Source organism: Pedobacter glucosidilyticus DSM 23534 (assembly GCF_000425145.1).
Classification (GTDB): Bacteria; Bacteroidota; Bacteroidia; order Sphingobacteriales; family Sphingobacteriaceae; genus Pseudopedobacter; species Pseudopedobacter glucosidilyticus.
Map to the genome: position 1 here is coordinate 123,570 of NZ_KE384311.1, position 20,162 is coordinate 143,731.

Consider the following 20,162-nt stretch of genomic DNA (forward strand, 5'->3'; position numbering starts at 1 on the left):
AATCACCATTGGTATTAGAGTTGATTCATCTTTAAACGTAAACAAATTTAAAATAATTTATAAGGAGGATATAAAAATGACTTTAGTAAAATTTAACAACGAAAAAAACAGTGTAAGAAACTATTCGCCTTTTAATGATTTATTTGACAGCTTTTTTAGAGACAATTATTATAATGACAGTACATTAAATAAGGTTCCGGCTGTTAATATTTTTGAAAACGAAGAGTCTTACACCATTGAAGTTGCAGCGCCAGGTTTAAAAAAGGAAAATTTTAAGCTTCAATTGGAAAAAAATATTTTGAAAATTTCTGGAGAAAAAGCCACCGAGACAGAAAGTGAAAATAGAAAAGTTACCAGAAAAGAATTCAGTTATAACGCTTTTGCAAGATCATTTACTTTACCAGAAACAGTAGATTTTGCTAAGATTGATGCTAAATACGAAGATGGTATATTACAGGTAACTATTGGTAAAAAAGAAGAGGCTAAAATACAATCCAGAGAAATTGCAATAAGTTAATCATAGTTTTTAGGTTTAGTTTTTTTGATTGGCATCCCGTTTTTGTTAACAGAAACGGGATTGCTTTTTTACTTCAAAATCAACATTATTTACTAAATTTGGACATGAGTTTAGAAATTCTGGATACCCGCCGAAAAGCCTTAACAATTAATCTTGACCCAAATATATACGGTACTTTTGCAGAAATTGGAGCCGGACAAGAAGTAGCTAGAAACTTCTTTACAGCTGGTGCCGCATCTGGTACCATTGCCAAAACCATGTCTGCTTACGATATGACTTTTAGTAATGAAATTTACGGTCAGGAAGAATCCGGAAGGTACGTATCTAAATCAAGATTAATAAAAATGCTTGATTATGAATTTAAACTCTTGGGCGATAGATTGTTTGGAGATAAATATCAAACCAAAACTTTTTTCGCTTTTGCAAATACAGTAACTACACTCAATTATAATAAAACTAACGATCCGCATGGTTGGCTGGGCATAAAATTTCAATTAGAACCCTACGGTCCGCCGCATGAAATTATTTTTCATGTGCGCTTATTAGATAGTGATGCCAGTTTGCAACAAAATGTTTTAGGAATTTTAGGCGTAAATTTAGTTTATGCAGCTTTCCATCTTTATCATAATCCAAAGGCTATGATAGAATCTTTGGCTGATAACTTATCGCAGGGCTCGGTAGAAATTGATTTGATTAGCTTAAAAGGTCCTGTATTTGAGTTTTTGGATGATATTTTGGTAAACTTATATTTGATACAAAAAGGCTTTTCTAGCGCAGCTATTTTTGATCATCATGCTAAAGCAAAACAAGCTAAAGATTTGATGTATAAAAAGCATATCATGATTTTGCGTACTCGCTTTAACCAAAAAGTATTGCCAGATTTTAATCTTTTTAGTCATGCAGTTAATCAGTACAAATCTACTTTAGATATTGTTGATACAGAGCTGGTTACCCTTGCCGAGCTTACTTTGAATAATTTGATGGAGCATGCTGATAAAAGTGACGAAGATTTATTAAAAAGAGTAGCTAAAAGAGCCAGAGAAATTTCTGAAAAAGGTCATTATGTTATTGTATCTAATTTTAATAGGCATAATAAATTAGCAAAATATTTAGCCTTGGCTAAGCCTAAAAGTGTAGGTATTACTACCAATATTTCTAATTTACAACACATTTTTAAATCAGAGTATTATGGCGAAAATTACACGAATGAGTTATTAGCTTATATCAGCGATTTGTTTAGTAGAAATGTAAAACTTTTAACCTATCCTTACCGCGATATTAAAAATAAAACTACGGTTACTACCAAAAATGTTGAAGTATCGCCAGAAGCAAAACCACTTTTTGATTTTTTAATACAAAACAAATATATTATTGATATTGAGGAGATTGCAGAGATTATATAGTGTATAAAAATTTCATTTGTATATCTCTTAAGCTTTCAAATTTTGATAAGATTTTGTTGAGCTCGACTTTTCTAATACTAAGGTTTATAATTACATGTAAATCAAATTCTTGGCTCAAGATTTCTAGTCTATCTTCTTTGATGATTTTCATGACGTCATTCATCAATAAATAATTAAACTTTAATTCATAAACATCATTTACAGTTTTTTTTATGATTTGAGCATTTAAAATCGCATCTTCTGTAGCTGTCTTATAAGCGTTTATTAAGCCTGGCACACCTAATAAAGTACCTCCAAAATACCTTACAACCACTACTAAAATATTGGTGAGCTCTTTAGAAAGTAAAACATTTAAAATAGGCCGACCGGCAGTACCAGAGGGTTCTCCATCATCATTAACTCTATAAATATTTTTATCCGGTGTAAGCCTGTAAGCATAACAATGATGTCTGGCTTTTGGATGTGCTGTTTTTAAATCAGCAATAATGGTTTTTAAATCATTTTCTTTTAAAAAGGGATGAGCATAGGCTATAAACTTGCTTCCTTTATCTCTAAAAATACCTTCGGATGGTGCTTGTATAGTTTGGTATGTATCCTCAAAAAACATTAAGAAAACGTGAGAATTATGATCGATATAATAGCTAAAAATAAACCTATCTTATTAAGTACATTGAGGCGTTCTTTAAATAAAATTAAACCTGCTAAAGAACCTAAAATTATAACACCTATATCTAATGCAGCATATACAACAGAGGGGCGATTTTTTTCTATCTGAAGCGCAAAAATATAAAAGTAGATAGAACCAAAATTTAAAAAACCTAAAACAATACCTGCTAAGGCAGCTCGGGTTTGAAATTTTAAAGTTCCATTTATTTTCTGGTAAGCCAAACTACTAAAAGCCAGAATAGTAGCAATAGAGAAAACATAAAATAAAGAGCTTGTAAAGCTTATTCCCTCAATTTTGGTTAAAAAATTAAAAAGAATATCAATAATTCCAGTTCCTAAAAAAACAATAATAGGAAACCAAAATTTCAAATCCTTTAAAGAAAATTTACCATCGGGCTTAGAAGCTAAAATAGCCATAAAACCAATGGTAAGACCAATAATTTTTATAGGAGTTAATTGTTCATTAAATAATAAAAACGATGCAATTATTGGTAAAGCCAATGATAAGCGTTGTGCTATTACGGTTATAATGATACCAGAAGTGGCTATGCTTTTACTTATAAAATAAAAAATAGATAATAACAAAACTGATGTGATACAGTAAAGCGTAAAATCTGGTATGGTAGGAATGATACTTAAATCGGGTTTGAAAAACAAAAAACACAACAATGCGGCTGTTGGGTAATTAAAAACAATGGCTTGATAAGCATTTGTGTAATATCTTCTCAGTAATTTTAAGTTGATACTTACGGTAACGCTACATAAAATAGCAATAGCTAAATATATCATGGATGTTGAGGTGTAAGCGTTAATAATTTATCTTTGCCAATATCGGTTAAGCTTTCTTGAATACCATTAATTTCAGGTGCTTTTAAACCATCTTCCCATGTGATAGGAGAGATGAAAATTCTAGCTTCATCCCATAAACCAGCAGCAATAAACATTTGTAAAGTTTTAATTCCACCTTCTATAATAACAGATTGTATATCTTGTAAATACAACTGATAAAGTAAATACTGAGGCAAAAAATAGTCAAAATCTTCTATGCTGATGTATTTTAATTGGTCTTTTATAGTTGTAAGTTCTTTATTAAATACAAAAGTTTCTATAGAATTATCAAAAAGGTGGAGCTTTTCATCCAATTTTAAATCCCTATCGATAACTGCTCTTTTAGGATTTCTTCCGCTTACTAATCTTACATTTAATTGTGGATTATCAATTTCAGCAGTTTTTTTTCCTACCAATACACAATCTTCTTCGCTTCTCCACTGGTGTACCAGCATTTTAGCTTCTTTACCACTTATCCATTTCTGCGAACCATCTTTGGTAGCAAAAAAGCCATTTAATGTTTGGGCCCACTTTAAGATGATATAAGGTCTTTGCTTCTCAACTCGGGTAAAAAAACGTTTATTAAGTTGCAAACATTCCTTTTCTAAAATACCTGATATAACTTCTATACCTGCATTTTTTAACTTCTCTATTCCTTTACCATTAACTCTATTATAAGGGTCTTTACAACCTATAACCACTTTTGGTATTTGATGTTGAATAATTAAATCAGAACAGGGTGGGGTTTTACCAAAATGCGCACAAGGCTCTAAGGTCACATAAATAGTTGCCTGTTTTAGTATTTCTGAAGCGTTTTGATATTTTAAAAATACATCTTTAATAGCATTTACTTCAGCATGTGCTTCGCCATATTTTTGATGATAACCTTCGCCTATAATTTTGCCTTGGTACACAATTACAGCACCTACCATAGGGTTAGGACTTACGTATCCGGCACCTAATTTTGCTAATTCTAATGCTCTTTGTATAACTATTTCGTCTTTAGTCACGTATCAAAGATAGTAATTAGTCTTTTAGGCTTTTATTTAAAAATATTTAATACAATTTAATGACCATTAAAAAATATACCATCTTAATATTTATTTTTTTAATCAGTTTTTTTAACGTTTGGAATGTTAAAAACAGTAAGTTATTTGCTGAAATAAGCATACCCAGAAATCAGCCCGTTGTAACTATATTAGATAGTTTGCATTTAGAAAATCAAGATTTGAAGTTGCAAAATCTAAATAAAGAACTCAAAATAGAAAGTAGAAATTTCTTAATATATACCATTCTTATTTTTTCCTTAACAGCACTGTTTCTATCATTTAGGCTATATAAAAGCGGTAAAAAAGCCAAAATAAATAATAAGATATTGAAAGAACAGAACGAAGAAATTATTAAGCAAAAGAAAGAATTGGAAGATTTAAATAACCTGAAAAATAAATTCTTCTCTATTATTTCTCATGACGTAAGAGGGCCATTATTATCTCTAAAAGGCACTTTAAATTTGTTAGATGATAATTTATTAAACGAGCAAGAATCTAAAATCTTAATAGCGGAGTTAAAATATCAATTTAATTCAACCTCAAACCTATTAGATAATCTTTTGGTATGGTCAAGAAGTCAAATGCGAGAGGAAAAAATTCAGAAAACAGCATTTTATATACTTCCTATTATAGAAGATAATATTGCCTTAGAGCGAAATAATATTATTAAAAAAGATCTTTACATAAAAATAGATGTTCAGGAAGATTTTAAATTATTTGCCGATAAAGAGATGACTAAGATTATAATTAGAAATCTGATTAATAACGCATTAAAATTTACACAGAATAAAGGTAAGATTGAAGTTTTATGTGCAAAGAATGATGGTTTTGCAGAAATTTCTATAACCGATACTGGTATAGGCTTAACAGAAAAAGAGATTAAAGAAATACTAAAATGTAACTTTTACACAACTAAAGGATTAAACGAAGAAAAAGGTACCGGTTTAGGTTTAAGCCTTAGTCAAGAATTTATTAAAAAAAACAATGGCGATTTTAAAATAAAAAGTAAAAAAGGAGAAGGTTCTACATTTTTATTTACTTTGCCACTTTTTAAAGAAATTCATGTTAAAGAAGCAAGCTATTAAAGTCGATTATGAGGAAGCACTTAAGAACATTTATGAAAAAAATGAAATAAATGCTCTTTTTAAGTGGATAAGCGAAGATTTAGCACATTTACCCGAGCTACAACAAAAAGAATTATTTGAAGATTATTTAACAAAACTAGCACTAAAACAACCGCTTCAACAAGTTTTGGGTTACACCTATTTTTACAACTTGAAATTTAAAGTGAATGAACATGTGCTTATTCCACGTCCAGAAACCGAAGAATTGGTTTACATGATGCTTCAAGAATGCGGAAGAACATCAAATCAAGAAATTTTAGATGTAGGAACCGGTAGTGGCTGCATAGCAATATCCTTAAAAAAGAACTTAAAAACCGCTCAAGTTCATGCTATTGATATAAGCGAAGAAGCTTTAAAAATTGCTTACACAAATGCTAAAGAGAATGGGGTAGAGGTACACTTTAAAAAAGATAACGCTTTGGCTTTAAAAGCTGATGATTATCCTAAATTTCATATTATTGTTAGTAATCCGCCTTATATTGCACTATCAGAAAAGCAAAATATGCATGATAATGTAGTAAACTTTGAGACACATTTAGCTTTATTTGTTGAAGATGATGCCCCCTTGATTTTTTATGATAAAATAGCTGATTTTGCACTAAAAAATCTTTATCCAAACGGATTATTGTTTTTTGAGATTAATCAAAATTTAGCAGTAGAAACACAAGAACTTATCCAGAAAAAAGGCTTTAAAGCTCAAATTATCAAAGATTTAAACAATAACAATCGTTTTATAAAAGCTCAACTTCTTGGGTGATATTGTGTAATGGTTTGTTTTAAAAAGTCTCTATCTAGATGGGTATAAATTTCTGTTGTAGTGATGCTTTCATGACCTAACATTTCTTGTATAGCTCTTAAGTCTGCACCACCTTCTATCAAATGCGTAGCAAAAGAATGTCTAAACGTATGCGGACTAATAGTTTTGTTAATACCTACAGCTTTTGCCAAATCTTTAATAATCATAAAAATCATCACTCTGGATAGCTTTGTGCCTCTTTTGTTTAGGAATATAAAATCCTCATGACCTTTTTTTATATCCAGATGATTTCTAACGGTATCTGAATATATTTGAAGATATTTTAAAGCAGAACTTCCAATAGGCACTAACCTTTCTTTATTACCTTTTCCTTTGATTTTTATAAATTCTAAATCCAAATATAAGTCTGATAATTTGAGGTTTACCAACTCACTAACACGAAGTCCTGAGCCATACAAAATCTCTAACATAGCCTTATTTCTGGTGTTTTCTGGTTTTGATAAATCTAAACCATCGAGTAATAAATTTATTTCATGAACACTTAAAACCTCTGGCAGTTTTCTTCTTGTTTTTGGAGTTTCTAATAATGCAGAAGGGTCTATTTCTAATAAATCTTCTAAGATTAAGTACTTGTAAAAGGCCTTAATGCCACTAATAATTCTAGCCTGTGTAGTAGCTAACATTCCTAACTCGGTAATCCATTTAATGAAATCTCTTAAGTCTTGAGGTTCAGCTTTTAATAAAGAAACCGATGGGCTTTTCATCTCTAAAAACTGAACCAGCTTTTCTACATCGCGTATGTAAGCCTGAACAGAATTTTCTGATAGGGATTTCTCTAACTTCAAAAAAGATTTAAATCCTTTTTTAAATGATTGCCATTCCACTTTATCTTTTGAATTTTTAATGATAAGTTTGAAGTGATGAAGATACAAATTATCAACGGACCAAATTTAAATTTATTAGGCAAACGCGAACCAGGAATTTATGGTAGCGAAGGTTTTGAAAGCTTTTACAAACAGCTTTTGGCTAAATATCCTGATGTTGAGTTAAGCTATTACCAAAGTAATGTAGAAGGCGAAATCATTAATAAACTGCATGAGATTGGTTTTGATTATGATGGCATCGTATTAAATGCTGGAGCTTATACGCATACTTCTGTTGCTATTGCAGATGCTATTGCTGGTATAAAAACTCCTGTTGTTGAGGTTCATATTTCTAATGTTTACGCTCGTGAAGAGTTTAGACATCATAGCATGATGGCAAAAAACTGTAAAGGTATCATAACAGGTTTTGGGTTGATGTCTTATGAATTAGCTCTAAAAAGCTTTTTATAGTTATTTCCAGATTTCTTTGAAGAGTTTTTTACCTCTCACAAAATAATCAAAAACAATGCTATTTTGATATTTACCAGCAAGGTTTTGTTGTGGAGAGATGTAGCTGTTTTTGATTTTTCCTTCAAATAAAGCACTTATAAAATGCCTATGCGCCTTAGAAATAGCCCAGGCATTATCTGCTTTTTTATCAAGCAAAAATTTGATAAGTGCCAAAAAATCCAAGCAAAATCTAAAAGGAATTAAAAATATAGAACGAGAAATAGGCTCGTTCTTTTTAATGAGATAGAGATTGTTTCTAAAATTTAAATAGGTTTTGTATGGGCTTTCTGCTTGTAAAGTTCCTCCACCAACGTGGTAAACTGTAGAAAAGCCACAATACATAACTTTATATCCTTTGTTTTTTGCTCTCCAACACAAATCAATTTCTTCCATGTGAGCAAAGAAATGTTCGTCTAAGCCACCTATTTCTTTCCAGATATTAGCTTTAATAAATAAAGCACATCCAGAAGCCCAAAATATTTCTTTTTCATCATCATATTGGCCATAATCTTTCTCTATGGTATCAAATATTCTACCTCTACAAAAAGGGTAAGCAAAAGTATCTATAAAACCTCCGGCAGCACCTGCATATTCAAAGCTATTTCTGTTATAATAAGACCGTATTTTAGGTTGCGCTATAGCTATTTTATCATCAGCTTCCATCATCTTAATTACCGGTTCTATCCAGTTTGGCGTAACTTCAACATCAGAGTTTAAGAGTACAAAATAATCGGTTTCTATTTGTTTTAATACTTGATTATAACCATCTGCAAAACCATAATTTTTATAATTAACGATGACTTTTACTAAAGGAAAATTATTCTTAAGAAAGTCTAAAGAATTATCTGTTGATGCGTTATCACCAATAATAATTTCCATGTTAGGATAAGTACTATTAAATACCGAAGGAAGAAAATTTGCTAAATGCTTTTCTCCATTCCAGTTTAAAATAACAACGGCAACTTTAGGATAATTCATGAATAATTGTATTTGCAGCTGGTTTAAATTTCCAGCGTTTATGAGACCAAAGCCAAAATTCTGGTTTTTGTTTTATCCTGTCCTCTAAAATTCTAGCATGTTTTAAGGTAATCTCTTTATCTGTGGTAGTGGCTGGGTTATCATGAACCAATTTAAAATCGCAAGCATAATAACCTCTTTTAACTCTATCAACATCACAGAAAATAACAGGGTAGTTTGTAGAACGAGCTATTTTTTCTATCCCCATAAAAATTGCCGTAGGCTGGTTTAAGAATTTTATCCACTCATGTGGGTCTGCTAAAGCAGGCGTTTGGTCGGCGGCAAAAACAGTAACTGTTAGCTGATTTTTAAAACGAGCCATCTCACGTAAAGTCATTTTCATACGCACCATTACTGTTCCACTTTTTTCTCTCGCCCTTTTAAAAACCTCATTAAAAACGTTATTGTTTAATGGTTTATAAATAATAAGCGGTTTACTTTTAACAATTAAAGGCGTAACAATAGTACACCATTCCCAATTTCCATAATGTCCAACGGCAAATAAATAACTCTTATTTTGGTCTTCAAAATTTCTTACTAAATCTGTATTGGTAAAAGTAAAACGTCTAAAAAGCTCTTCTTTTGATACAGAAAGCATTTTAATGGTTTCAAAAATTAAATCAGCCAAATAACTGAAAAATCTTTTTTCAATTCCATTAATTTCTTCTGCACTTTTTTCTGGAAATGAGTTTATTAGATTCTCTCTAACTACCTTTCTTCTGTATTTAATAACATGAAAAATAATGATAAAGGCAAAATCAGACAAAAGATATAGCACTCTTAAAGGCAGCAAAGAAACTAAGTACAAAAAAAACGCAGCTACATAAGAAAGCCATTTATTTATCATTATTTTCGTTGGTTTTAATTGCAAACATAAATATTTTGAAATGGAATCTGGTGCAATATTTCCTTTACTTTATTTACCACCTGTAGAATTTTTTAAAGAGTTACTAAACTTTAAAAACGAAACAATTTTAATTGATAAAAATGAGCATTTCCCTAAACAAACTTATAGAAATAGAGCAAGTATTTATGGTGCTAATGGTGCTTTAAGTATTACGGTTCCGGTAGTAAAGGGTGCTAAATTACATACTTGTGTAAAGGATGTTAAAATTAGTTATGATGCCAATTGGCAACGCATCCATTGGATGAGTTTACAAGCATCTTACAGAAGTTCTGCTTATTTTGAGTTTTATGAAGATGCGTTTGCTCCGTTTTATCATCAGAGATATGATTTTCTGTTTGATTATAATTTAGAGCTTTTAAATACCATATTAAAGCTCTTGAAGCAAAACATAGCTTTAAATTTTACTAAAATTTACCAGACTGAATATCCACACCTAAAAGATTTTAGGGGCACTATTCATCCTAAAATAATAAGTAGCTATCAACCTAAAAAATATTATCAGGTTTTTGAAGATAAATACAATTTTATACCTAATTTAAGTATCGTTGATTTATTATTTAATCAAGGTCCGCAGGCTTTAAAATATCTTTAAACATGGTAAAAACACAACAATTTTTCAATATCAAAGCTAAACAGCGTAGAAGTAAACCCGGCGAAGTACCAGGTACTTTTGTAATTACAGAAAACGCTTTAGCTAGTAAAATTGTGGTTTATGCTTATCATGAAACTCATATCAAAGAACTTGAAACATTTCATATAAACGAAGCTTTAGAATTTATAAAAGAACACCCTAATAACTTTTATTGGATAGATATTAAAGGCTTGGGTTCGCAAGAAGTTTTAAATCAAATTCAGCAACATTACAATATTAATGCTTTGGTAATGGAGGATATAGTTAATACTTACCAAAGACCAAAATGCGATGATTATGATGATTATATGTTCATCACTAGCAGAATGCTTGAGCTAGATAGCGGTTTGGTGATGCGTAATGAACAATTATCTTTCCTGATTTTTAAAGATACTTTAATAACCTTTCAAGAAGATTATCAAGATGTTTTAGAACCAGTTAGAGTAAGATTGAAAACAAAAGCAGGTGGTAATTTACGCTCTTTAGGTCCTTCTTATTTGCTTTACGCTTTAATGGATACTGTTATAGACCATTATTTTACCATTGTAAATAGGTTAGGAGATGAGTTGGAAATTGTTGAAGAACATCTTTATCAAAGACCTCATAAACTATTAATGTACAGAATTTTAGGTGTTAAGAAAATCATGATAGCCATGAGGCGAGCTGCCTGGCCTGAAAGAGATAAATTAATAGAAATTCTAAAAAAGCCATCCCATATCATTCATCCAGAAGTTGCGGTTTTCTTTAAAGATGCTTATGACCACAGCGTTCAGATTGTAGATTTGATAGAATCTTATAAAGAAACCTCCATAAGTTTAATGGATGTTTATTTGTCTTTAATGAGCAACAAAATGAATGAAGTGATGAAATTTTTAACCATCATTTCATCATTATTTATTCCTTTAACTTTTATTGTGGGTGTATACGGAATGAATTTTTCTTATCAAGACCCTAAAACAGGCGAAATATTACCTTACAATATGCCCGAATTATACATGCCAAACGGTTATATCGTGGTATGTTTAGTGATGCTGCTTATAGTGATTGGGCAATTATGGTATTTCGGTAAAAAGGGGTGGTTTAAAGATTAAAATATCGAATTGGGGATTTTTAGCTTAAATTAGCAAAGATGCAATCATTTGAAATTGATAAAACCGACGTTTTAAAATTAAAACAAGCTTTAGAGGGCAATGAGGAGGAGTTAATAAAGCTTTTAGGAGAATATCACGCATCAGAAATTGCTATCCTTTTCAGTAAAATTCCTTTAGAATCGCAAAAGCGAATCATCAATTTATTGCCAGCAGAAAGTGCCTCAGAAGTAATCTCTGAAATGGATTTTGAGGCTCACCCCGAAGAACTTTTACTAGAGCTAGATCCAGAACGTAGGCAAGAAATTGTTGAAGAACTTGATTATGATGATGCAACAGATATCATCGCCCAGTTGGATGAAGAAGATCAAAAAGAAATTCTTCAAGATTTAGATACCGAAGACGCATCAAACATTCGTAACTTATTAAGTTATAAAGAAGATTCTGCCGGTGGTTTGATGAATACCCAGCTCATCAAGATATATGCAAATATGTCTAAAAAGCAGGCTATTGATGAAATTATCCAACAAAGTGAAGAAATAGAAGAATTTTATACCGTTTATGTTGTTGATGAAGCTGATACGCTAAAAGGTATTATATCTCTTAAAAATCTTATCAAAGCAAAAGCAAGTGTTAAAGTTGCCGATTTAATTAATGAAGACTTTATCTATGTTAAAGCCCAGGTAGACCAAGAAGAGGTTGCCGATTTGATTTCTCAATACAATCTTACCAGTATCCCGGTAGTGGATGATGATATGAAACTTTTGGGAAGAGTTACCTTTGATGATGTTATTGACGTTTTAGAAGAAGAAAATACCGAGGATATGTTAAAAATATCCGGGGTATCTGAGGATGAAGAATTAAGTGGTAACTGGCAAGCGGCTGTAAAATCTAGGTTACCTTGGTTACTCCTCAATCTGGTTACCGCTTTTTTAGCATCATCAGTAATTAGATATTTTGAACCTACCATAAATCATTTAATTATCTTACCTGCATACATGACAATTATTGCCGGTATGGGAGGTAATACAGCTACTCAAGCTTTAGCTGTTACAGTAAGGAGAATTACTTTAAGTGATTTATCAGATAACCAAGCATATAATACTGTAATAAAGGAATTTACAGTTGGATTGGTAAATGGTGCTGTTATAGGTTTAGTATTGTTTTTAGTAGCTTTTTTTTATGATTCAAATCCTATGTTAGGTTTGGTGATTTTTATTGCAATGGCAGGCAACTTAATCATTGCTGGCTTAGCAGGCTCTACTATTCCATTAGTCCTTAAACGGGTTGGAATAGATCCCGCGATTGCTTCTTCCATCATCATTACCACCTTTACAGATGTTTTCGGATTCTTGCTTTTATTAGGCTTAGCCTCAAAATTATTATTATAATTGTAGCAAATTTGGCTATGCTATTTTAGCAATAGTTAATGCTCAAAAAATTACAAATCATGCAAACAAAACATAACTGGACAAAAGAAGAAATTCTAGAGATTTATAATAGACCATTTTTAGATTTAGTTTACGAAGCCGCTACCATCCACAGAGCTAATAAAGACTATTCAGAAGTGCAAATAAGCTCTTTAATATCCATAAAAACTGGCGGTTGTCCAGAAGATTGTTCTTATTGCCCACAAGCTGCTCGTTATCATACAGATGTTGATGTACATGCGATGATGAAAGTAGACGAAGTATTGGATGCAGCTAAAAAAGCTAAAGAAGGTGGTGCTTCTCGTTTATGTATGGGTGCAGCTTGGAGAGAAGTGCGTGATAACCGCGATTTTGATAAGGTTATTGATATGGTAAAAGCCGTAAACGAGATGGATATGGAAGTTTGCTGTACTTTAGGGATGTTAAATGCAGACCAAGCACAAAGACTTGCTGATGCTGGTTTATATGCCTACAACCATAATTTAGATACTTCTGAGGAAGATTATAAAAGAATCATCAGTACACGTACTTATGATGATCGTTTACAAACCATAGAAAACGTTCGTAAAGCAAAATTAACGGTTTGCAGTGGCGGAATTATAGGTTTAGGAGAAACTGTTAATGATAGGGTTTCTATGCTACGTGTTTTGGCCAATATGCCACAACATCCAGAATCTGTTCCGGTGAATGCTTTAGTACCGGTAAAGGGAACGCCTCTAGAAAATCAACCTCGTGTTCCAATTTGGGATATGATTCGTATGATAGCTACCGCTCGTATCATCATGCCAAAAACTTGTGTAAGATTATCAGCAGGAAGAACAGAAATGAGTACCATAGAACAAGCTTTATGCTTTATGGCAGGAGCAAATTCTATTTTTGCTGGTGATAAATTATTAACTACACCAAATCCAGATTTTAAAGATGATATGGCTATGTTTGAGCTTTTAGGTTTAACACCTAGAAAAGCTTTTAAAAACGGAAAACCAAATCAAAAAGCAGAAGAAGTTACTGCATAAAATAAAAGATTAAATTCTTAATCAGGACAATCGAAAAAGATTGTCCTTTTTTGTTTAAAGATGAAACTCATAGCTTTTGAAGAACAACATATCCCAATTTTAATAAATTGGATTAAAGATGAAGATACACTTCTGAAATTTGCAGGTATAGCTTTTCAATATCCACTTACTGCAGCACAAATGGAAACCTATATAAAGAAATATCCCGAAAGGCTTATTTATTTAGGTATTGATGATGAAAATCAGCCTCTAGCTTATGGTGAAGTAATTCCGCAGAAAGATGATTCTGCCCGTTTAGGACATTTACTCATCGGCGAAAGCCAACGAAGGGGTAAAGGTTTAGGTAAGCAATTGATATCATTATTGATAGAAAAAGCTAAACTTGAGCTTAGCATTAAACGTATGGATTTATATTTACTATCTACCAATAAAGTAGCAGCCCAATGTTATCTTAAATATGGTTTTCAGTTTGTTGATAATGATTTTAGCATCACTTACAAAAATCAAAGTTATCCAATTTTAAAAATGACGATGCCTTTATAATTCAAAGCCTAATTTGACTATCCATAAACACTTTTAAAAAAGCTTTCTTTTAGCTTTGTTTTATGGAAAATAAGAAGCCTTCTATCATTTACGTTTACGATGCCATTTGTGGCTGGTGTTACGGATTTAGCCCAGTTATGAAAAGTCTTTTTGAAAATTATGCTGATAAATTTGATTTCGAAGTTTTATCTGGTGGCATGATGATGGGCGAACGTGAAGGTACTATTAATGATGTGGCCCCTTACATTAAAACGGCTTATAAAGATGTTGAAAACACTACAGGAGTTATGTTTGGAGAAGCTTTCTTGGCCGAATTACAGAAAGGAGATTTATTCTTAAGTTCTGAAAAACCGGCCATAGCACTATCTGTTTTTAAATCTTATTTTCCAGAAAAAGCTATTTTATTTGCTCACGATTTACAATCTGCCATTTATGTTCATGGTTTAGATTTAAGTAAAGATGATAGTTATATTCATTTAGCTGAAAAATATCAAATTCCGGTTCAAGATTTTATAAGCAAACTTAATCAGGAAGAATATAAACAAGCTGCCTATTACGATTTTGCCTTAGCCAGACAATTAAAAGTAACAGGCTATCCAGCAGCATTTATCAGAACTGGCGAACTTAAATTTTATATGATAGCTAAAGGTTATGCTAACTTAGAAACCATGGAATTACGCGTTCAAAATGTGTTAAACGAAATAGCTTTATGAAGAAAATAGCAGTGTTGGGTGCTACTGGTATGCTAGGGAAACCAGTTGCAGATGAGTTGATAAAGGCTGGTTTTGAGGTAACCATTTTAGCTAGAAATATTAAAAAAGCTAAAGAGTTATTTCCTCAAGCTAATATCGTTTTTGCCGATTTAGCTTCAAGAACCACCTTATCTCTAGCCTTAAAAGGGCAGGAGGCTATTTACCTAAATCTTCATATACCGCAACACGCTAAACCTAAAGATTTCATGCCAGAAACAACTGGTTTGTTAAATTTAATAGAAGCCGCAAAAGAAAACAACATCCAAAGAATTGCTTATTTATCTTCTTTAGTTAAAGATTATCAAGGACAAAATAATTTCAATTGGTGGGTTTTTGATGTTAAACAAAAAGCTGTTCAAATCCTTAAAAGCAGCAAAATTCCTTATACCATTTTTTATCCAAGCAGCTTCATGGAGAACTTCGATAAAGGTGGGTTTATGAACGGCAACCAAATGAATTTAGCTGGCAAAGCCGAAGCCAAAATGTATTGGATTTCTGGTTCCGATTATGGAAAACAAGTAGCTAAATCTTTTGAGGTTTTAACCGATGAAAATAGAGAATATAATATTCAAGGTCCTGAGGCATATTATCCAGAAGAAGCCGTAAGAATTTTTATTGATAACTATAAAAAGAAACGTTTAAACGTATTTAAAACTCCAATAGGTGTTTTAAAATTTATGGGTAAATTTTCTAATAAAATTAATTACATCTATCATATTCTAGAAGCGCTTAATAAGTACGATGAGAAATTTGTATCTCAATTTACTTGGGATGAATTGGGGCAACCAAAAGAAACTATCAAAGAATACACCATCAGAATTCAGAAATAAAACTAAAAATTTTAGTTTAAAATTTACTAATAATTTTAGTAAATTTGAATATGAATTTTGATAGGATAACAGAAAAACTAGAAATCCTGGCTGATGCAGCTAAATATGATGTTTCCTGCTCATCCAGTGGTGCTAAAAGAAATAATCAAAACAAAGGTTTAGGAAATTCTACAGGAATGGGTATTTGCCATTCTTATACAGAAGATGGGAGATGCGTTTCTTTACTCAAAATTTTATTGACCAACCATTGTATTTATGATTGCGCTTATTGCGTAACTCGTAAAAGTAATGATATTAAAAGAGCCGCTTTTACCGTACAAGAAGTGGTTGATTTAACCATAAACTTTTATAGAAGAAATTATATAGAAGGTTTATTCTTAAGCTCAGGTATTTTTAAAGATGCTGATTTTACGATGGAGCGATTAGTTTTAGTAGCTAAAAAGCTCCGTTTAGAAGAAAATTTCAATGGTTATATTCATTTAAAAAGTATCCCTGGCGCATCAGACGAGTTGATGAAAGAAGCCGGACTTTATGCTGATAGATTGAGTATTAATCTAGAACTTCCTACAGAAAAGGGACTAAAACTTTTAGCTCCGGATAAAAATAGGGAAGACATGATTAAACCCATGAATTATGTCAAAAACGAAATCATTGTTTTTAAAGAAGAGAAAAAGCTTTTCAGAAACACACCTAAATTTGCTCCCGCTGGGCAAAGTACACAACTCATTATTGGCGCTACACAAGAAAACGATTTAGAAATTATCCAAACCGCCGATTCTTTTTACAAAAATTACCAATTGAAAAGGGTTTACTATTCTGGCTATGTTCCCATAGCCGATGATGCTCGTTTACCTTCTCTGCAAAGTAAAGTGCCTATGGTGAGAGAAAATAGGCTTTATCAAGCAGATTGGTTAATGAGGTTTTATGGCTTTAAAGCCGATGAAATATTAGATCCTAACTTGCCCTTTTTAGATTTAGATGTTGATCCTAAATTAAGTTGGGCGTTAAGAAATCAGCATGTATTTCCAATAGATATTCAAAAAGCAGATTTCGAGATGATTTTAAGAGTACCTGGTATTGGGGTTAAATCTGCTTGGAAAATTATTGAAGCCAGACGCTTTAGTCATCTAAATGAAACTCATCTAAAAAAACTAGGCGTAGCATTAAACAGAGCCAAATATTTTATTTCTTACGGACTACATTTTGGAAATCTTAAGTTTTTAAATAACAGTAATTTAAAGCAATTTATATTAGGTAATACTAAAAGTAAATATCAAGACCAATACAACGCTCAGTTAGCTTTATTCTGATGAATATTTTATTGTACGACCATACTTTTGAAGGCTTTTTAACTGCAGTTTTTGAGGCTTACGAATTCAAATTGAAACAAGTTAAAATAGTTAAAGAAGCTTTACAAACCGAGCAGCTTTTTGCCCAAACAAGAAAAGTATTTACACAAGCTCCTAAAGCAGAAAGAGTGTATCAAAAATTAAAATCACTCATTGGGGATTTAGGTTTACACCGGATGCTTTATACTTTTTTATCAGAAGATGAAGATTTAGAAACGCATTTGTGGGCGGTTGTTCAATATGCTTTAAATAACCCAAAACGAAATATTATACAGGACTTTTCTCATCCATCTGTTTTAAAATTATCTCAATATGCGCAAATGGTACATCGCGAGAAGCATAGGATGGAAGCTTTTGTACGTTTTAGGTTAACCCTAGATAATATTTATTATGCCGAAATAGAGCCAGATTTTAATGTTTTACCTGTTATTGCAAAACATTTTAAAGACCGTTATCAAGACCAAAAGTGGATGATTTTTGACCAAAAAAGAACCTATGGTATTTATTACGATTTACACAAGGTTGAATTGGTAGAAATGAAATTTGCTAACCATTTAAACAAACAAGAGGGTTTAGAAATGTTGGTTAAAGACGAAAAATTATATCAACATTTATGGCAAACTTATTTTAAGAAAACTACCATCCAAGCTAGAAAAAATTCGCGTTTACATATTCAACACGTACCTAAAAGATACTGGAAATACCTTACAGAAAAATTCCCTGTTTAACAGCAAAACACTAAATCTTCTCTGTAATTTTCAATATATCAGCAGAAACTTTAACGATAAGTTCTAATTGTTCTGTAGCTAAATCCTCATTGGTTTCTGTTACACCCTCAAAAACATGCACAAATTCTTGCTCGTGTGTAGTTTCAGATAACCATTCTATAGCAAGCTTTAAATAATACTGAGATTTCCTAAAAAGCTTCTGCTGATCAGCATTAAACATCATTTGAGAATCTTGTAAACTGGTTGATAAATTTGCAAGGTAAGAGGATAAAATATGGTTTAACACTACAAATTTATGTACATCTAAAACGGCTTTGTGTTGCTTGGTTTTAGGCTCGTTCAACATTCTTTGAAAAGCAGCAGCTAAATTAGCTGTATTCACATAAACTTCCTTTCTAGCTAATTTATACTCAGTAATATTAATTTGATTTTGAGGATTAAACCTTCTAAAAATAGCATCCAAATACTTCTGATTGGCTTTCAGCATATCCAGCATATAATTCTTAAACTGATACGACTCCCAACTAGGTAAAACTAAATAGCTAGATAAAAAGGCAATACCAGAACCAATAAGGGTATCAATAATTCTTTCTACCGCCAAGCTTTCGTTAATAGTGGAGCTGATAAAGCTAAATAAGATGAGAATAAAAGGTGTCATGAACAACACACTGATGAAATAGTTTACCCTTTGTAAGCTATAGGTAATCAGCATGAATACAACCATTAAAACAAACCTAGCAGTTTCATCTTTGATAAAATAAATAATTAAGGCTCCTGTAACACCTCCTATAATGGTTCCAATTACCCTTTCAAAATTTCTTTGCTTGGTAGTGCTAAAGCCAGGTTTTAAAATCACCAGTATGGTTAAAATAATCCAATAACTATGATGTCCAACTGGCAATAAGAAACCTACTAAATAACCTGTAAAAACAACCAAAGAAACCCTAAGAGCATACCTGAAATTGCCAGATTTTAAGTTGAGGTTATTTCTAAGAAGCTTAAAATCAAAACTTTGGTGACTAACAAATTTATCATGATCTGTTGAGCCAGATTTAGCTTGCTTAATAAAGTTATCCTTATCAAAATAACCAAAAATGGTATTGGTTTTAGAAAAAATATGTCTAAGATTTACCAGTATTTTCTTTAAAACCAAAACAGATATACCTGCTTTTTCTAATTCATCTAGCTGCTTCTTAAGCTTATCTAAATCTTCAATTTTTACAGCATGTTTTCTTGGTTTTACCTGATGAATCAAACAAAAACCAATATACTCTATTTCTGATGCTAGTTTATGAATCAATAAAGCGTAAGCAGGTAATATATCATGATTTTTATAACGTTTCCTGATGATTTTATAGTCATGATGGGTAGCCATGGTTTGTTCAAATAAATCAACTATATCAACAAAAATCATGATAAGCAGTCTTCCATCACTTGTTGATTCATTAACGAGTTTTCTAGTTTTAAACAGTATCTCTCTTACATTATCTTGTATTTCATGTACAAGAACTTGTTTGTCAACTAAAGCTTTGAAAATGTCTTCTACAGGTATTTTGTCATTATAAAAATCGGCTCTTAACCTCAAATAGCCTGCAACTTCTTGTACACATTCACCTAAGGTTTGTCTTGCATACCTAAATGGTCTTACAAATGAAAATAAGGCACTTAATAAAAAATACCATATTCCACCTGTTAAAACCAAACCTGCATGTTCATAAGAGTTTAGGGTAGTTTCGTGGTTGGCAACGTTTAAAACCATAATTAATAGGGCTGCAGTACCTACAGATGATGCTCTTGCTCCATAAACATAAAACATAGAAAAAATGAAGCAGAAAATAAGTATTTCTATGCCAACTAAAACCGGGTTTTGATTAATGATAGAGGTTACAAGAGCAACCAAAAACACCAAAAAATTTGTTATCAGCATGGCGTTTCTTCTATGCAGCCAAGGCCCTGGTGTGTCTGCAATACTACAACAAACAGCACCTAATGAAAGATTTATCCCTATCTCTAAGAGGTTAAACTGAGCAAAAATTAAAGAGGGGAGAAGCACCCCAATTGTTATCTTGATACCATCAGAAAAATACTGAGTATATAAGAAATTTCTAAAATCATCTAAAGGCTTCTGAAGTAGCATATATGCAATTTATAAAT

21 protein-coding genes are annotated in these 20,162 nt (G+C 31.7%); 14 read left to right on the top strand and 7 right to left on the bottom strand.

Annotated features, from left to right (window positions below; genetic code table 11):
• The first annotated feature begins 76 nt into the window (after positions 1–76).
• A complete protein-coding gene (locus H510_RS0113550; RefSeq protein ID WP_026904812.1) occupies positions 77–517 on the top strand; it encodes an Hsp20/alpha crystallin family protein in 441 nt (146 codons plus the stop codon).
• A gap of 104 nt (positions 518–621) precedes the next feature.
• Entirely contained in the window at positions 622–1,920 is a 1,299-nt protein-coding gene (locus H510_RS0113555) for a hypothetical protein (RefSeq protein WP_026904813.1), read from the top strand.
• Here the strand turns inward: H510_RS0113555 and H510_RS0113560 are convergent.
• From H510_RS0113560 to ribD, 3 genes are read right to left on the bottom strand one after another with little or no spacing between them, the layout of a single operon-like run.
• Positions 1,913–2,527, bottom strand: a complete 615-nt coding sequence (locus H510_RS0113560) for an IMPACT family protein (RefSeq protein WP_026904814.1) — start codon at positions 2,525–2,527, stop codon at positions 1,913–1,915. The genes H510_RS0113555 and H510_RS0113560 overlap by 8 nt on opposite strands.
• A complete protein-coding gene (locus H510_RS0113565) occupies positions 2,527–3,375 on the bottom strand; it encodes a DMT family transporter (protein ID WP_026904815.1) in 849 nt (282 codons plus the stop codon). The genes H510_RS0113560 and H510_RS0113565 overlap by 1 nt, the downstream gene beginning before the upstream one ends.
• Positions 3,372–4,424 (bottom strand): bifunctional diaminohydroxyphosphoribosylaminopyrimidine deaminase/5-amino-6-(5-phosphoribosylamino)uracil reductase RibD, encoded by a 1,053-nt coding sequence (gene ribD / locus H510_RS0113570; RefSeq protein WP_026904816.1) that lies wholly within the window; start codon positions 4,422–4,424, stop codon positions 3,372–3,374. The genes H510_RS0113565 and ribD overlap by 4 nt, the downstream gene beginning before the upstream one ends.
• 59 nt (positions 4,425–4,483) lie before the next feature.
• Between ribD and H510_RS0113575 the strand changes: the two genes are divergently transcribed.
• Positions 4,484–5,548: a sensor histidine kinase gene (locus tag H510_RS0113575; RefSeq protein WP_026904817.1), complete on the top strand. Its 1,065-nt coding sequence runs from the start codon at positions 4,484–4,486 to the stop codon at positions 5,546–5,548.
• Positions 5,526–6,344: a peptide chain release factor N(5)-glutamine methyltransferase gene (gene prmC / locus H510_RS0113580; protein WP_026904818.1), complete on the top strand. Its 819-nt coding sequence runs from the start codon at positions 5,526–5,528 to the stop codon at positions 6,342–6,344. The genes H510_RS0113575 and prmC overlap by 23 nt, the downstream gene beginning before the upstream one ends.
• Here prmC and xerD read toward each other — a convergent pair.
• Entirely contained in the window at positions 6,329–7,228 is a 900-nt protein-coding gene (gene xerD / locus H510_RS0113585; RefSeq protein ID WP_026904819.1) for a site-specific tyrosine recombinase XerD, read from the bottom strand. The genes prmC and xerD overlap by 16 nt on opposite strands.
• Before the next feature lie 36 nt (positions 7,229–7,264).
• Here xerD and aroQ point away from each other — a divergent pair, with 36 nt between their 5' ends.
• On the top strand, positions 7,265–7,678 hold the full coding sequence (gene aroQ / locus H510_RS0113590; protein WP_026904820.1) for a type II 3-dehydroquinate dehydratase: 414 nt from the start codon (positions 7,265–7,267) through the stop codon (positions 7,676–7,678).
• Here aroQ and H510_RS0113595 read toward each other — a convergent pair whose 3' ends face one another.
• On the bottom strand, positions 7,679–8,695 hold the full coding sequence (locus tag H510_RS0113595) for a glycosyltransferase family 2 protein (protein WP_026904821.1): 1,017 nt from the start codon (positions 8,693–8,695) through the stop codon (positions 7,679–7,681).
• Positions 8,682–9,581, bottom strand: coding sequence for a lysophospholipid acyltransferase family protein (locus H510_RS0113600; protein ID WP_026904822.1), 900 nt, complete (start codon positions 9,579–9,581; stop codon positions 8,682–8,684). The genes H510_RS0113595 and H510_RS0113600 overlap by 14 nt, the downstream gene beginning before the upstream one ends.
• A 40-nt stretch (positions 9,582–9,621) precedes the next feature.
• On the opposite strand from H510_RS0113600, the gene H510_RS0113605 reads away from it, so the two are divergent.
• From H510_RS0113605 to H510_RS0113645, 9 genes are all read left to right on the top strand, one after another.
• Positions 9,622–10,233 (top strand): WbqC family protein, encoded by a 612-nt coding sequence (locus tag H510_RS0113605; protein WP_026904823.1) that lies wholly within the window; start codon positions 9,622–9,624, stop codon positions 10,231–10,233.
• A gap of 2 nt (positions 10,234–10,235) precedes the next feature.
• Positions 10,236–11,363: a magnesium/cobalt transporter CorA gene (gene corA / locus H510_RS0113610; RefSeq protein ID WP_026904824.1), complete on the top strand. Its 1,128-nt coding sequence runs from the start codon at positions 10,236–10,238 to the stop codon at positions 11,361–11,363.
• A gap of 38 nt (positions 11,364–11,401) precedes the next feature.
• Positions 11,402–12,751 (top strand): magnesium transporter, encoded by a 1,350-nt coding sequence (gene mgtE / locus H510_RS0113615; RefSeq protein ID WP_026904825.1) that lies wholly within the window; start codon positions 11,402–11,404, stop codon positions 12,749–12,751.
• A gap of 59 nt (positions 12,752–12,810) precedes the next feature.
• The gene (gene bioB / locus H510_RS0113620) at positions 12,811–13,806 is read left to right on the top strand and encodes a biotin synthase BioB (RefSeq protein ID WP_425413805.1); all 996 of its coding nucleotides are present in this window, start codon (positions 12,811–12,813) and stop codon (positions 13,804–13,806) included.
• 60 nt (positions 13,807–13,866) lie between these two features.
• Positions 13,867–14,349, top strand: coding sequence for a GNAT family N-acetyltransferase (locus tag H510_RS0113625; protein ID WP_026904827.1), 483 nt, complete (start codon positions 13,867–13,869; stop codon positions 14,347–14,349).
• Positions 14,350–14,411: 62 nt separating this feature from the next.
• Complete coding sequence (locus H510_RS0113630; protein ID WP_026904828.1) at positions 14,412–15,062, top strand: DsbA family protein; 651 nt, start codon at positions 14,412–14,414, stop codon at positions 15,060–15,062.
• On the top strand, positions 15,059–15,931 hold the full coding sequence (locus H510_RS0113635; protein WP_026904829.1) for an SDR family oxidoreductase: 873 nt from the start codon (positions 15,059–15,061) through the stop codon (positions 15,929–15,931). The genes H510_RS0113630 and H510_RS0113635 overlap by 4 nt, the downstream gene beginning before the upstream one ends.
• A gap of 50 nt (positions 15,932–15,981) precedes the next feature.
• Positions 15,982–17,241 (top strand): putative DNA modification/repair radical SAM protein, encoded by a 1,260-nt coding sequence (locus H510_RS0113640; RefSeq protein WP_026904830.1) that lies wholly within the window; start codon positions 15,982–15,984, stop codon positions 17,239–17,241.
• Positions 17,241–18,008: a TIGR03915 family putative DNA repair protein gene (locus tag H510_RS0113645; protein ID WP_036692946.1), complete on the top strand. Its 768-nt coding sequence runs from the start codon at positions 17,241–17,243 to the stop codon at positions 18,006–18,008. Before H510_RS0113640 ends, H510_RS0113645 begins: the two co-directional genes overlap by 1 nt.
• 10 nt (positions 18,009–18,018) lie before the next feature.
• Here the strand turns inward: H510_RS0113645 and H510_RS0113650 are convergent, their stop codons facing one another.
• Positions 18,019–20,145, bottom strand: a complete 2,127-nt coding sequence (locus H510_RS0113650) for an FUSC family protein (RefSeq protein WP_026904832.1) — start codon at positions 20,143–20,145, stop codon at positions 18,019–18,021.
• Between the last annotated feature and the right edge of the window lie 17 nt (positions 20,146–20,162).

Bases quoted from the DNA above. Each gene is read 5' to 3' on its own strand.
- mgtE (WP_026904825.1), top strand. From the start codon at position 11,402: ATGCAATCATTTGAAATTGATAAAACCGACGTTTTAAAATTAAAACAA.
- H510_RS0113565 (WP_026904815.1), bottom strand. From the start codon at position 3,375: ATGATATATTTAGCTATTGCTATTTTATGTAGCGTTACCGTAAGTATC.
- bioB (WP_425413805.1), top strand. From the start codon at position 12,811: ATGCAAACAAAACATAACTGGACAAAAGAAGAAATTCTAGAGATTTAT.
- H510_RS0113550 (WP_026904812.1), top strand. From the start codon at position 77: ATGACTTTAGTAAAATTTAACAACGAAAAAAACAGTGTAAGAAACTAT.
- H510_RS0113575 (WP_026904817.1), top strand. From the start codon at position 4,484: ATGACCATTAAAAAATATACCATCTTAATATTTATTTTTTTAATCAGT.
- H510_RS0113640 (WP_026904830.1), top strand. From the start codon at position 15,982: ATGAATTTTGATAGGATAACAGAAAAACTAGAAATCCTGGCTGATGCA.
- prmC (WP_026904818.1), top strand. From the start codon at position 5,526: ATGTTAAAGAAGCAAGCTATTAAAGTCGATTATGAGGAAGCACTTAAG.
- H510_RS0113555 (WP_026904813.1), top strand. From the start codon at position 622: ATGAGTTTAGAAATTCTGGATACCCGCCGAAAAGCCTTAACAATTAAT.
- H510_RS0113605 (WP_026904823.1), top strand. From the start codon at position 9,622: ATGGAATCTGGTGCAATATTTCCTTTACTTTATTTACCACCTGTAGAA.
- H510_RS0113560 (WP_026904814.1), bottom strand. From the start codon at position 2,527: ATGTTTTTTGAGGATACATACCAAACTATACAAGCACCATCCGAAGGT.
- H510_RS0113595 (WP_026904821.1), bottom strand. From the start codon at position 8,695: ATGAATTATCCTAAAGTTGCCGTTGTTATTTTAAACTGGAATGGAGAA.
- H510_RS0113635 (WP_026904829.1), top strand. From the start codon at position 15,059: ATGAAGAAAATAGCAGTGTTGGGTGCTACTGGTATGCTAGGGAAACCA.
- H510_RS0113630 (WP_026904828.1), top strand. From the start codon at position 14,412: ATGGAAAATAAGAAGCCTTCTATCATTTACGTTTACGATGCCATTTGT.
- H510_RS0113600 (WP_026904822.1), bottom strand. From the start codon at position 9,581: ATGATAAATAAATGGCTTTCTTATGTAGCTGCGTTTTTTTTGTACTTA.
- corA (WP_026904824.1), top strand. From the start codon at position 10,236: ATGGTAAAAACACAACAATTTTTCAATATCAAAGCTAAACAGCGTAGA.
- H510_RS0113625 (WP_026904827.1), top strand. From the start codon at position 13,867: ATGAAACTCATAGCTTTTGAAGAACAACATATCCCAATTTTAATAAAT.
- H510_RS0113650 (WP_026904832.1), bottom strand. From the start codon at position 20,145: ATGCTACTTCAGAAGCCTTTAGATGATTTTAGAAATTTCTTATATACT.
- aroQ (WP_026904820.1), top strand. From the start codon at position 7,265: ATGAAGATACAAATTATCAACGGACCAAATTTAAATTTATTAGGCAAA.
- H510_RS0113645 (WP_036692946.1), top strand. From the start codon at position 17,241: ATGAATATTTTATTGTACGACCATACTTTTGAAGGCTTTTTAACTGCA.